This window comes from Sphingomonas melonis DAPP-PG 224 (assembly GCF_000379045.1).
Classification (GTDB): Bacteria; Pseudomonadota; Alphaproteobacteria; order Sphingomonadales; family Sphingomonadaceae; genus Sphingomonas; species Sphingomonas aquatilis.
In genome coordinates this window covers 1,006,768-1,019,072 of the sequence record NZ_KB900605.1, presented here as the reverse complement: position 1 = coordinate 1,019,072, position 12,305 = coordinate 1,006,768, and the positions used below count along the sequence as shown (strand labels likewise).

13 protein-coding genes are annotated in these 12,305 nt (G+C 70.3%); 11 read left to right on the top strand and 2 right to left on the bottom strand.

What is annotated here, in order from left to right; translation table 11 throughout:
* Positions 1 to 128: 128 nt before the first annotated feature.
* The 7 genes from hemC to SPHME3_RS0105060 all read left to right on the top strand — a co-directional run bounded on the left by hemC (position 129) and on the right by SPHME3_RS0105060 (position 5,592).
* On the top strand, positions 129 to 1,043 hold the full coding sequence (hemC, locus tag SPHME3_RS0105090; protein ID WP_024310327.1) for a hydroxymethylbilane synthase: 915 nt from the start codon (positions 129 to 131) through the stop codon (positions 1,041 to 1,043).
* Positions 1,040 to 1,738, top strand: a complete 699-nt coding sequence (locus SPHME3_RS0105085; RefSeq protein WP_017980357.1) for a uroporphyrinogen-III synthase — start codon at positions 1,040 to 1,042, stop codon at positions 1,736 to 1,738. Before hemC ends, SPHME3_RS0105085 begins: the two co-directional genes overlap by 4 nt.
* A complete protein-coding gene (locus SPHME3_RS0105080) occupies positions 1,735 to 2,685 on the top strand; it encodes an MICOS complex subunit MIC60 (RefSeq protein ID WP_017980358.1) in 951 nt (316 codons plus the stop codon). The genes SPHME3_RS0105085 and SPHME3_RS0105080 overlap by 4 nt, the downstream gene beginning before the upstream one ends.
* A gap of 8 nt (positions 2,686 to 2,693) precedes the next feature.
* On the top strand, positions 2,694 to 3,200 hold the full coding sequence (locus SPHME3_RS0105075; RefSeq protein ID WP_017980359.1) for a GNAT family N-acetyltransferase: 507 nt from the start codon (positions 2,694 to 2,696) through the stop codon (positions 3,198 to 3,200).
* A 311-nt stretch (positions 3,201 to 3,511) separates the two neighbouring features.
* A complete protein-coding gene (locus tag SPHME3_RS0105070; protein WP_017980360.1) occupies positions 3,512 to 4,324 on the top strand; it encodes a sterol desaturase family protein in 813 nt (270 codons plus the stop codon).
* Positions 4,293 to 4,679, top strand: coding sequence for a DUF2141 domain-containing protein (locus SPHME3_RS0105065; RefSeq protein ID WP_017980361.1), 387 nt, complete (start codon positions 4,293 to 4,295; stop codon positions 4,677 to 4,679). Before SPHME3_RS0105070 ends, SPHME3_RS0105065 begins: the two co-directional genes overlap by 32 nt.
* A gap of 67 nt (positions 4,680 to 4,746) precedes the next feature.
* Positions 4,747 to 5,592 (top strand): MipA/OmpV family protein, encoded by an 846-nt coding sequence (locus SPHME3_RS0105060; protein WP_017980362.1) that lies wholly within the window; start codon positions 4,747 to 4,749, stop codon positions 5,590 to 5,592.
* A 173-nt stretch (positions 5,593 to 5,765) separates the two neighbouring features.
* Here SPHME3_RS0105060 and SPHME3_RS0105055 read toward each other — a convergent pair whose 3' ends face one another.
* Positions 5,766 to 6,506 carry an anti-sigma factor gene (locus SPHME3_RS0105055; protein WP_017980363.1) on the bottom strand — a complete coding sequence of 247 codons (741 nt, stop codon included), beginning with the start codon at positions 6,504 to 6,506 and terminating at the stop codon, positions 5,766 to 5,768.
* Entirely contained in the window at positions 6,493 to 7,086 is a 594-nt protein-coding gene (locus SPHME3_RS0105050; protein WP_017980364.1) for a sigma-70 family RNA polymerase sigma factor, read from the bottom strand. The genes SPHME3_RS0105055 and SPHME3_RS0105050 overlap by 14 nt, the downstream gene beginning before the upstream one ends.
* A 199-nt stretch (positions 7,087 to 7,285) precedes the next feature.
* Between SPHME3_RS0105050 and SPHME3_RS0105045 the strand changes: the two genes are divergently transcribed.
* The 4 genes from SPHME3_RS0105045 to SPHME3_RS0105030 all read left to right on the top strand — a co-directional run bounded on the left by SPHME3_RS0105045 (position 7,286) and on the right by SPHME3_RS0105030 (position 12,245).
* On the top strand, positions 7,286 to 8,299 hold the full coding sequence (locus tag SPHME3_RS0105045; RefSeq protein WP_017980365.1) for a ferritin-like domain-containing protein: 1,014 nt from the start codon (positions 7,286 to 7,288) through the stop codon (positions 8,297 to 8,299).
* Between the two features lie 11 nt (positions 8,300 to 8,310).
* Positions 8,311 to 9,363, top strand: a complete 1,053-nt coding sequence (locus SPHME3_RS0105040) for a ferritin-like domain-containing protein (RefSeq protein ID WP_017980366.1) — start codon at positions 8,311 to 8,313, stop codon at positions 9,361 to 9,363.
* Between the two features lie 702 nt (positions 9,364 to 10,065).
* Complete coding sequence (locus SPHME3_RS0105035; protein ID WP_017980367.1) at positions 10,066 to 11,181, top strand: ferritin-like domain-containing protein; 1,116 nt, start codon at positions 10,066 to 10,068, stop codon at positions 11,179 to 11,181.
* Between the two features lie 41 nt (positions 11,182 to 11,222).
* Positions 11,223 to 12,245: a ferritin-like domain-containing protein gene (locus tag SPHME3_RS0105030; RefSeq protein WP_017980368.1), complete on the top strand. Its 1,023-nt coding sequence runs from the start codon at positions 11,223 to 11,225 to the stop codon at positions 12,243 to 12,245.
* Positions 12,246 to 12,305: the final 60 nt, after the last annotated feature.

Genomic DNA, 12,305 nt, shown 5'->3' with positions numbered 1-12,305 from the left:
GGCATGGCTGGCGGCAGGATTGGAAACACCCTCACCCTTCGCCGTCTTTGGCGGCTCTTCCCTCTCCCGGCGGGAGAGGGAGGGAGGCGCGCAGCGCCGGAAGGGTGAGGGTGTGAATGGATGAAACGATGGCGATCAGGTTCAAACTCGGCACGCGCGGATCGCCGCTGGCGCTGACCCAGGCCAATATGGTCCGCGACGCTTTATGCGCCGCCCACGGCTGGGCACCGGACGAGATCGACCTCGTCGTCATCCGCACCACCGGCGACCGCGTACAGGACCGTGCGCTCGCCGAGATCGGCGGCAAGGCACTGTGGACCAAGGAACTCGACCGCGCGCTGCTCGCCCGCGAGATCGACGCCGCGGTCCATTCGATGAAGGACGTCGAAACGATCCGGCCGCCCGAGATTCGCATCGCCGCGATGCTGCCGCGCGCCGATGTGCGCGACCGGCTGATCGGCGCGGACAGCGTCGCGGAGCTGCCCCGCGGCGCCGTCGTCGGCACCAGTTCGCCGCGCCGCCGCGCGCAGCTGCTGCGGCTGCGCCCGGACCTCAGGGTCGTGCTGTTCCGCGGGAACGTCGACACCCGCCTCGCCAAGCTGGCGGCGGGCGAGGCGGACGCCACCCTGCTCGCCGCCGCCGGGCTCGACCGGCTGGGCCGTGACGGCGTCGGCCGCGCGATCCCGACCGACGAGATGCTGCCCGCCCCCGCGCAAGGCGCCGTCGGGATCGAGGTGCTGACCAGCCATGACGAGGCGATGGTCGCCGTGGCCGCGATCGACGATCCCGCGACCAGCGCCTGCGTCCTGACGGAGCGCGCGCTGCTCGCCGCACTGGGCGCCGACTGCCACTCCCCCGTCGCCGCGCTCGCCGCTTTGTCGGGCGAGATGCTCACCCTGCGCGCCGAACTGATCGCCGAGGATGGCAGCCTGTTCGTTGACGGCACCGGCGAAGGCACCGACGGCGCGCTCGTCGCCGCGGAACTCGCCGCCGACCTGCTCGCCCGCGCCCCCTCCAGCGTCCGCAGCCTGTTCGCGCCGTGACGGGCATCGCGCTCTCGGGCGTGCTGGTCGTCCGCCCCGAACCGGGCAGCACGCGCACCCTCGCCCGCCTGCGCACGCTGGGCGTGGACGCCGCCGCCCTCCCCCTGTTCGCGACCGCACCGGTGCCGTGGGATGCCCCCGATCCCGCCGCCCATGACGCATTGCTGATCACCAGCGCCAATGCGGTGCGCCACGCCGCCCCCACCCTCGCGCGCCTCGCGCATCTGCCCGTCATTGCGGTGGGCGCGCAGACCGCCGAGGCAGCGCGCACCGCCGGCCTCACGGTCGCGATCGTCGGCACCGGCGGCGTCGCCGAGGCGCTTGCCGCCGCCAGCTTCACCCGCCCCCTCCACCTCGCCGGCCGCGACCACATCGACAGCGGCCACCCGACGCGCATCGTCTACGCCAGTGACACGATCGCCGCAGACCCCGCCGCCTTTGCCAGCGCCGCGCAACACCGCATCGTCCTGCTCCATTCGGTCCGCGCCGCCGCCCGCGTCGCAGCCTTGCTGCCCGACCGCAGCGCCATCGGCATCGCCGCGCTCAGCCCCGCGGTCCGTGCCGCGGCCGGCGACGGCTGGGTACTTGCACTTACCGCCGACACCCCCACCGACGCCGCCCTGTGCCGGGTCGGGGCGGCGGCATGCACGCCAGCGATTGACCCTGCGGCGGGGGGCGGGGATAAGGCGCCATGAGCGATTACGTGCCGATCGATCCGCCGTCCGGCGCCCGCGGAGCGCAGGGCCTGCGCACCGGCGTCTTCCTGGCGATCATCGCGCTGGCCTTCGTCGCGGGCGCGGTGCTGACCGGCTATCTGATGCGCCACGTCCCCTGGCTGGGCGGGACGACAAGCGCGCAAAAGGCGACGCCCGAACCGGTGAACTACAACCCCGCCTTGCCGCTCAACGCCAATGGCGAGCGGACCAACCCGCAGCTCGACCCCAATGCGCTCGCCTCGCGCGAAGCGACGCTCGCCGGGCAATTGTCGGCGCTGGAGACGCGCACCGCCGCCGTCACCACCGATGCCAACGCCGCCGCCGCGCAGGCCGGCCGCGCCGAGGGGCTGCTGATCGCCGTCGCCGCGCGCCGTGCGCTCGATCGCGGTGTCGGCCTCGGCTATCTCGAGGAGCAGCTGCGCAGCCGCTTCGGCACCGCGCAACCCAAGGCGGTCGCCGCGGTCATCGACGCCGCGCGCCAGCCGGTGACGCTGGAGGATCTGCGCCAGGGGCTGGAGGCGATCGCGCCCGACATCGCCTCGGTCAGCACCGACGGCTGGCTCGCCAGCCTGCGCCGCGAAGTCGCCGGCCTGGTCGTGCTGCGCCAGGCCGGCACCCCCTCGCCCCGCCCCGCCGACCGGCTCGCTCGCGCGCGCCGCCTGCTCGACGGCGGCCAGGTGGAGGCCGCGCGTGCCGAGGTCGCGCGCCTGCCCGGCGCCGCGCAGGCCGGCAATTGGATGCAGGCCGCCGACCGCTATATCGAGGCGCGCCGCGCGCTCGATCTCATCGAAAACGCCGCGCTGATGGGCCAGGCGGTCGCCCGCCCGATCCCGCCGACGACGGTGCAGGCGCAGACGCCCGCCGATACCACGCCGGCGACCGATCCCGATACGAACACGCAGGAAACCACCTCGGTCGGCATGTAACGGCGCGCATGATCGCCCCCGTCGTTACCACCGACCGGCTGATCCTCACCGGCCACCACCCCGATCACCTCGACGCGCTCGCCGCCCTGTGGGCGGACCCGGCGGTCTACACGATGATCGGCGGCGTGCCCCGCAGCCGCGAAGAGGTGTGGCTGCGCCTGCTCCGCTCGATCGGCCAGTGGCAGGCGTTCGGCTATGGCAGCTGGGTCTTCTGCGCGCCCGACGGCACCGTCCTCGGCGAAGGCGGCCTGATGGAGGCGCGCCGGACGATCGACCCGCCGCTGACGCTGCCAGAGGCGAACTGGGTGCTCGCCCCCCACGCCCACGGCCGCGGATTCGCGCAGGCGGCGATGACGGCCGCACTCGGCTGGGCCGACGCCCGAGGCATCGCCCGCACCACCTGCATCATCGACCCCGCCAACACCCCCTCGCTCCGCCTGGCGGCCAAGCTCGGCTACACCGCGGTGCGCGACGCGACCTACAAGGACCGCCCCATCCACGTCCTCGAACGCTGATCGACGTCCACCCCCGACGCAAGACACCGACGCGCACCCCACCCACGCCGTCACCCCGGACTCGTTCCGGGGTCCACTCCGCGGCGAGGGGGATGGCCAGTACCTCCTGCCGTCCCCCCGCGGCCCAGTGGACCCCGGACCAAGTCCGGGGTGACGAAGGAGATGTGGCGGGCTTCATCCCCACCGATCACCTCCTCGCCCTCCGCACCCCACGTCGTCGTCCCGGAACAGGGGCCTTCCACCAAAGCCGGGTGACGAACGGATGCGGGCACCCCGTATCCCCCACCCCCACAATCCGCTACACCACCCGCATGCTGCTCGCCGTCACCCTGTCCGCTCTGGCGATGACGCTGATCGTCGGTGTCCGCTATCTGATCGTGTCGGGCGCCTTCGCCGCGGCGACGCGCCTGAAGCACCCCGGCCTCTATCGCGGCCTCGATGCGCAGATGCGGCGCGAGATCGCCTGGAGCCTCGCGTCCGCCGCCATCTACGGCGTGCCCGCGGGCATCCTCGCCTGGGGGTGGAAGGCGCACGGCTGGACCCGCATCTACGACGACGTCCACGCGAGGCCGCTCTGGTACGTGCCGCTGTCGGTGGTCGTCTACCTGTTCCTCCACGACACCTGGTTCTACTGGACGCATCGCTGGATGCACCGGCCCGCGGTGTTCAAGGCCGCGCATGCCGTCCACCACGCCAGCCGGCCGCCCACCGCCTGGGCGGCGATGGCGTTCCACCCGATCGAGGCGGTGACCGGCGCTGTGGTAATTCCGCTACTGGTGCTGCTGATTCCGATCCACATCGGCGCGCTGGGCTTCGTGCTCGGCCTCATGACCGTTATGGGCGTAACCAATCACATGGGATGGGAGGTTTTCCCGCGGTTCATGTGGGGGGGACCATTGGGGGGCTGGCTCATCACCGCGAGCCATCATCAACGCCATCATGAGCAATACGGGTGCAATTATGGGCTGTATTTCCGCTTCTGGGATCGCCTGTGCGGCACCGACCGGGGGGTCGGGGATTTCGCGCGGGCCCACGCCAAGGCGGCGCGCGCGCACGCTGGCGCTGGCGGGCCTGCTGCCGGCGGCGGTGGTGATGCTGGGCGCCGCGCCGATCGCGCGGCTTGACGTCGGCGTCAGCCAGATGCGCTCGGCCAAGGGATCCTTGCGCGTCTGCCTGACCGCGGACCCGGACAATTTCCCCGCCTGCGTCGACGATGCCAATGCCGTCACCCGCTCCGTCCCCGCCTCGACGCACGCCTTACACTTCGACGGCCTGCCGCTGGGCAATTACGCGGTCGCGGTGATCCACGACGAAAACAACAATGCGAAACTCGATACGCTCGCCGGCATCCCGCGCGAAGGCTTCGGCTTTTCGCGCAACCCGCCGATCCGCTTCGGCGCGCCGCGCTTCGCCGCCGCGCGCTTCACGGTGACGAGTGATGCAAATCAGCAACAGATCAGAATGCGCTACATCTTCTAATCGGTTGCTACGGGAAAGATTCCGCAACCGCTGCGTTACGGTCACGTAACAGGTTGGAGCCTTCCCCGTGTCGTTCAAGTATTTGGCCGCGCTCGCCGCGTCCGCCGCGTTCGCCGTACCCGCGTTCGCGCAGGAAACCCCTGCCGAGTTCGACACGAACCGCGACACGATCACCGCGGGCGTCGCCGGCGTGTACCTCAGCGACTATGAAGGCTCGAACGACTATCGCTGGGTGCCTGCGCCCGCCGCGGTCGGTTCGGTGAAGGGCTATGCCTTCCTGCTCGCCGGCAACCGCGCCAGCGTCGATCTGATCCGCAACGAACCGGGCCCCGTGTGGGACATTCAGGCCGGCCCGATCGGCGTCGTCAACTTCAACCGCTCCAGCCTCGACAGCATCGACGATCCGCGCGTGAGGGCGCTGGGCAAGGTGAAGACCGCGATCGAACTCGGCGGCTATGTCGGCATCGGCAAGACCGGCGTCATCACCAGCCCCTACGACAAATTGTCGGTCTCGCTCAGCTACCGCCACGACGTCGCCGGCGCGCACGACAGCGGCATCTGGCAGCCGAGCATCAACTATCTCACCCCGCTCAGCACCAAGGCGGCGGTCGGCCTGTTCGCCACCGCGGAGCACGCCGGCCGCGGCTATGCGACCAGCTATTTCTCGATCTCGCCGACGCAATCGATCGCCAGCGGCCTGCCGACCTACAATGCGCGCGGCGGCTGGAAGAATTATTCGATCGGCGGCCTCGCCACCTATTCGCTGACCGGCAACCTGCTGCACGGGTGGAAGGTCGTCGCCGGCGGCACCTATCGCCGCATGCTCAACGATTTCGGCGACAGCCCGGTGGTCAGCATCGCCGGCTCGCGCAACCAGTGGCTCGGCGCGGTGGGCGTGGCGTACACGTTCTGAGGCCGTCGAGGGTCAGCGCCCCTCACCCCAATATCCCCGTCACCCCGGACTTGGTCCGGGGTCCACCGGGCCGCACGGGCACGGCAAGAGGCTCAAACCACCCCCCTCGCCGCCGAGTGCACCCCGGACCAAGTCCGGGGTGACGGCCTGTAAGAGCCGCCCTTAGCCCCCAATCACCCCGCCAGCTTACCCGCCACCACCACCGGCCCGGTCGGCAACCCGGTCGGCGATCCGCCCGCCGGCTCGATCGAGATCGCCAGCACCGTATCCGCCGCCATCTCGGCGCGCAGCGCTGCCGGCACGACCACCCGGCCCGCCGCCATCACGCCCAGCGAGCGCGGCGCCGCGCTGCCACGGATCGCCCACAGCTCGGCCGACCGCTCGGCCGGCACCGCCACCGCGCCGCCGATCCGCACCACGCCGGTCTCGCGATCATAAGCCGCAGCGATCGGCGCGCCCTTGCCCTCGCTCGGCGCCAGCGCGGCGAGCAACGGCGCCTGCGCCGCGACTGGCACGGGGACGCGCACGGGTTCGGGCGCCGGCCGCAGCGCCAGCATCACCGTCACAACGAGCAGCAGGCACGCCGCCAGCCCCGCCGCGATCGCCGCCCCGCGCCACAGTCCGACACCCGGATTGTCGTTCGCGGCCGGGGCCCATCGCTCGGCATCGCGGCCCATGCCATCCAACGACGCCTCGATCCGCCGCAGCACGGCGGGCGGCACCGCCACGTCGGCGCCATCGGCGAACAGCGCGGCAAAGCGCGCCTCCCACCATGCCACCGCCAGCGCGAACGCCGGGTCCGCCGCCACCCGCGCCAGCGCCGCGACGCGCGCCTCGCCGTCCAGCAGCCCCAGCGCCAGTTCGGCCGCGGCGAGGTCGTCGGGCCCGATATCGTCCGGTTCAGCGCTCGCCATCGAGGCATCCCTTCAGCGCCAGCAGCCCGCGCCGCACCCAGCTCTTCATCGTCCCCAGCGGCACCGCCGCCTGCACCGCCAGCTCGGCATAGGTCAGGCCGCCGAAGAAGGCGCGGCGGATCGCCCCGCGCTGCCGTTCCTCCAACCTTTCGAGGCACAGATGCAGCCGCGCCTGCGCCTCTTCGGCCATCAGCACGTCGTCCTGGCGCAGCGCGCCATCGGCCACCGCCTCGGCCTCCTCGATCGGCGCGGTGACGCGCCCGTGCCGCCGCCGCCAGTCGATCGCCCGGTTGCGCGCGATCGTCGCCAGCCACGAAATCGGACTCGCCCGCCCCGGCTGATACGCGCCCGCGCGCTGCCAGATGGTGATGTAGACGTCGTGCAACACGTCCTCCGCGGCCTGCCTGTCGCCGCAGATACGCAGGCAGATGCCGAAAAGCTTCGCGGAGGTCAGCGCATAGACGCGGCGGAAGGCCTCGCGGTCCGCCGCCCCCGTCGCCATCAGCGCCTCGACCAGACGCGCACGCGCCGCCGCGGCGGGCAGGGGGGGCAGGTCGGCAGGATCGTCGGCGGGCACCACGGGGTCGAAGGCTAAGCGGCCGCCGCCGGCCGGGCAAGCCTCCAGCCTGTCATAAGCGGCTGCGCGTTATATATTTTTATTGCGCGCATCTTTTTGTCGCCGCCGAACGTACCTGCCGTTGGTCATCCCGATCCGTGCGCATCGACGCGCCCCGGGTCCGCGAGGCTGGCCGGGACAGGTGAGGAAAGGCAGGCTGACGATGACTCAAACGGATCAGCTCATCGAGGCGTTCGACGCCGAAGCGAGGCGCCGCGAAGACCGGCGCGACTTCTTCCGCAACATGATGGGCGCCGCTGCGATGACCGCCGCGGGTGCCGCCAGCCTTTCGCTGGCCACCGCCGCGCAGGCGCAGTCGACCGCGCTGTCGGAAGTCGACGTCCTGAACTTCGCGCTCAACCTCGAATATCTCGAAGCGCAATTCTACAGCTATGCCGCTTATGGCACCGGCCTGCCCAACAACCTGCTGACCGGCGGCGTCGGCACGCAGGGCGCCGTCATCACCGGCACCGGCGCCGGCTCGGCGCGCAAGGTCAACTTCACCGATCCCGCCATCGCCGCTTATGCGCGCGAAATCGCGGCGGATGAGGTGGCGCACGTCACCTTCCTGCGCACTGCGATCCGTGGGAGCAGCGGCAGCGACGCGTTGATCGCCGCACAGCCGACGATCAACATCTCCGGATCTTCGGGTGGCGCCTTCGCTGCGGCGGCATCGAGCACCAGCCCGTCGCTCGCCGGCTTCGATCCCTATGCCGACGACAACAGCTTCCTGCTCGCCGCCTATATCTTCGAAGACGTCGGCGTCACCGCCTACAAGGGCGCAGCGGGCGCGCTGATCAATAACAAGACCTATCTCGAGGCGGCCGCCGGCATCCTCGCGGTAGAGGCCTATCACGCCGCACTGGTTCGCACCGCACTCTATGCCCGCGGCCTCAACGTCGCGTCGCTGCGCACCGCCGCCGATTCGATCTCGAACCTGCGCGATTCGGTCGATGGTTCGACCGATCTCGACCAGGGCATTTCGCCGACCACCCAGTCGGGGAACCTCGTGTCGAACATCGTGCCGCTCGACAGCAATGGCCTCGCCTTCAGCCGCACGCCTGCGCAGACGCTCAACGTCGTCTACCTGAACCGGTCTGCGGTTTCGTCGGGCGGGTTCTTCCCGGCCGGTATCAACAACGGCAACGCCGCCATCCGCACCAGCGGCGCGAACTGAGGGGACCCGACATGACCAAGGAAGTTTCGGTCCTCGAGATCATCGAGAAGACGACCGCCCGCCGCAACGCGCGCCGCGCCTTCATGAAGACCGCCGTGGGCGGTGCCGCCGCCGTCGGTGGCCTGTCGCTGCTCGCCGCCTGCGGTGACAACAACGATTCGGCGCAGACGCCGGCTCCCACCCCTACGCCGACGCCGACCGCGGTCAGCACCGACGTCGCGGTGCTGAACTTCGCGCTCAACCTCGAATATCTCGAGGCGCAATTCTACAGCTATGCCGCCTTCGGCACCGGCCTCACCGCCGCGCAGCTGACCGGCAGCGGTACGCAGGGCGCGGTCATCACCGGCAGCGGAGCGGGCTTCCCGCGCGCGGTCGACTTCAGCGGCGATCCGCTGATCGGCCAATATGCGCGCGAGATCGCCTACGATGAAATCGCCCACGTCAACTTCCTGCGCGCCGCGCTCGGCACGTCGGTGGTGGCACAACCGGCGATCGACATTTCGGGCACCTCGACCGGCGCCTTCACCGCGGCGGCGCGCGCCGCCGGCGTGGTCGCGGCGGACGGCCTGTTCGATCCTTACGCCAGCCCGACCAACTTCCTGCTCGGCGCCTATATCTTCGAAGATATCGGCGTGACCGCGTACAAGGGCGCATCTCCGGTCATCTCGTCGATGTACCTCGACGCGGCGGCAGGCATCCTCGCGGCAGAGGCCTATCACGCCGGCCTCGTCCGCACGATCCTGTACACGCGCGGCGTCACCAATGGCGACATCATCACCGCGACGACCAAGATCTCCGACGCGCGCGATCTGCTCGACGGTACGACCGGCGGCACCAACGGCGACGACGATCAGGGCATTGCCGGCAGCAATATCGGCAACCTCACGACCGGCATTTCGAACATCGTGCCGACCGACGCGAACGGCATCGCGTACAGCCGGACGAGCCAGCAGGTCCACAATATCGCCTATCTCAACGTCAATGGATCGAACCGCACGCGTGGTGGTTTCTTCCCCAACGGCACCAACAACCCCAATCCCGCCTTCACCGTCGGCCTCGGCTGACGGGTAACACCTCGGGCACCCGCTCCCCCTCCCCCCCTTTGGGTGCCCGGCGACCGTCCGTTCCTTCCGTGGACGGGCCGGTCATGGATCCTCCTCCACCTGCCCCCCGGGTGGGGGAGGATTTTCGTTTCAAGATTTGCTCCACCACTGCGGAACGGTCACCCCAGTGCAGACTGGCGTCTTTCGCGGTTGCCAGCGCCCTGATCAAAAACTTCAAGCCCACGCTAGGATGACGGCCGGAGTCAGTCCTCCCCCGCCAGGGGGAGATGGCATGCCGAAGGCATGACGGAGGGGGAGGAAACATCAACCGATGTGTCTCTTACCTCCCCCTCCGTCACCGCTTCGCGGCGCCACCTCCCCCTGGCGGGGGAGGAATTGGCGTCGTCTGCAAGCCCCTTCGGCCTTGATCTGCGCGATGCTCCTTTTCCCTCACCCAAAGGCGCATGCCCCTCTGCGTCCTCCGCGCCTCTGCGCGAAATCCGTTCTTCCGTCGCGGCTTCGCGGCTTCGCGGCTTAGCGCGAACCATCGCCGCCGCCGCCCCCTGACGACCACACCCCGACCTTCCCCAAAGTTACGCAGACACGCCGAGCCGAGCGCTTTCCCCGCCATGCGGGGTTGACGCGTCCGGCGGGATGCGGAACGGCTGTTGCCATTCTCGGCGGTCCGCCGCCGCCCGCGTGTTTGGGGAGGACCCTGAAGTCATGACCGCCCGTACCGATATCGACAGCGACCGGCTGATCGCCGCCCTCGACGCCCGCGTCGACCGCCGCGAACAGCGCCGCGCCTTCTTCCGCGATGCTTTGGGCGCCATGGCCGTCACCGGGGCGCTGGGTCTCGCCAGCGGTGCGTCCGCCCAGTCGACGCCGACGCCGACCCCCACCGCGACCCCGACGCCGACCTATACCGATCAGGATATCCTGAACTTCGCGCTCAACCTCGAATATCTCGAAGCGCAATTCTACGCGTACGCCACCACCGGTGCGGGCATTTCGTCGAGCCTGCTCGGTGGCGCCGGCACAGCGGGGTCGGTGAATGCGACCGGCGCCACCGCGGTGCCTTTCGCCGATCCGATCATCGCCCGCTACGCGCGTGAAATCGCTGCGGACGAGGTCGCGCACGTCACCTTCCTGCGCAATGCCCTCGGCAGCAGCACGGTCGTCGCGCAGCCCGCGCTCGACCTGTCGGTCGGCCCGAACAGCGCCTTCTCCGCCGCCGCGGTCGCCGCGAAGATCATCACCGCCGGCCAGACGTTCAATCCGTATGCGAACGAGGATGCCTTCCTCCTCGCCGCCTTCATCTTCGAAGACGTCGGCGTCACCGCGTACAAGGGCGCCGCGCCGCTGCTCACCAAGACCTATGTCGAGGCTGCGGCCGGCATCATGGCGACCGAGGCCTATCACGCCGCGACGATCCGCGGCGAATTGTACCGCAAGGGCCTGGTCTCGGGGTCGCCGCTGATCGGCTGGGTGCAGGGCATCTCCGACGCGCGCGACAGCCTGGACGGGGCGACCGACATCGACCAGGGCATCACGCCTGGCACCACCACCGCGCCCGCGGGCGGCGTCACCGCGACGCCCACCCCGACGCCGACGCCCACCCCCACGCCGACGCCGACCCCCACCGCAACCGCCTCGCCGACGCCCGCGCCGACCTTCCCGGTGTCGAACATCGTGCCGGCGGACGCGAACGCCGTCGTCTACAGCCGCAGCCCCAACCAGGTGCTCAACATCGTCTATCTCAACGCCGCGGCGACGAGCGCGGGCGGGTTCTTCCCCGCCGGCCTCAACGGCACGATCAAGGCGGCCACCGCCTCCTGATCGCCGACGCGCTCCAACCGATTTCGCCAGGGACAGACCCGATGACCGATCTTCCGACCGATACCATCCTTTCCGCGATCGCCGATCGCCGTGCTGAACGCCGCGCCTTCCTGCGCTATGCCGGCGGCGCCGCCGCCTCGGCGGGGGCGCTCTCGCTGCTCGCCGCCTGCGGTGGCGACACCGGCGGCACCGCGACGCCGACCCCCACGCCCACCGGCAGCCCGACGCCGATCGCCGCGGACGCCGACGTGCTCAACTTCGCGCTCAACCTCGAATATCTCGAGGCGCAATTCTACAGCTGGGCCGCCTTCGGCCAGGGCCTGAACCCCGGCCTCACCACCGGCGTCGGCATCGGCGGCACGGTGACCGGCGGCGCGCAGGTGCCCTTCCAGGACCCGGTCGTCGCGCAATATGCGCGCGAGATCGCCAATGACGAAATCGCCCACGTCACCTTCCTGCGCACCGCTTTGGGCGCCGGGGCGAACGGCGTCGGCGCGGCGGTGGCGATGCCGGCGATCAACATTTCGGGCGACGCCAACGGTGCCTTCACCGCCGCCGCCCGCGCGGCCGGCGTGGTCGGCGCCAGCGGCACGTTCAACCCCTATGCCGACGACATCAGCTTCCTGCTCGGCGCGTACCTGTTCGAAGACGTCGGCGTCAGCGCGTACAAGGGCGCCGCGCCCGCGATCGGCAACAAGGTGTATCTCGAAGCCGCGGCCGGCATCCTCGCCGCCGAAAGCTACCACGCAGGCCTCATCCGATCGGTCCTGTATCGCAAGGGCATCGACGCCTCGTCGATCCTCTACAACCCGGCGATCCTCAACAACGCGCGCCTCATCTCCGACGCGCGCGACAGCCTGGACGGCACCAGCGACACCGACCAGGGCATCGGCGACACCACCACCGCCAACATCGTGCCGACCGATTCGAACGGCATCGTCTACAGCCGTTCGACCGGCCAGGTGCTCAACATCGTCTTCCTCAACAAGGCGGCGGTGACGGCCGGCGGCTTCTTCCCCAACGGCATCAACGGCAACATCCGCACGTCCGCCGCGAGCGGCTGACCCCAACAAGTCCTCCCCCGCCAGGGGGAGGTGGCAGCGAAGCTGACGGAGGGGGAGGAC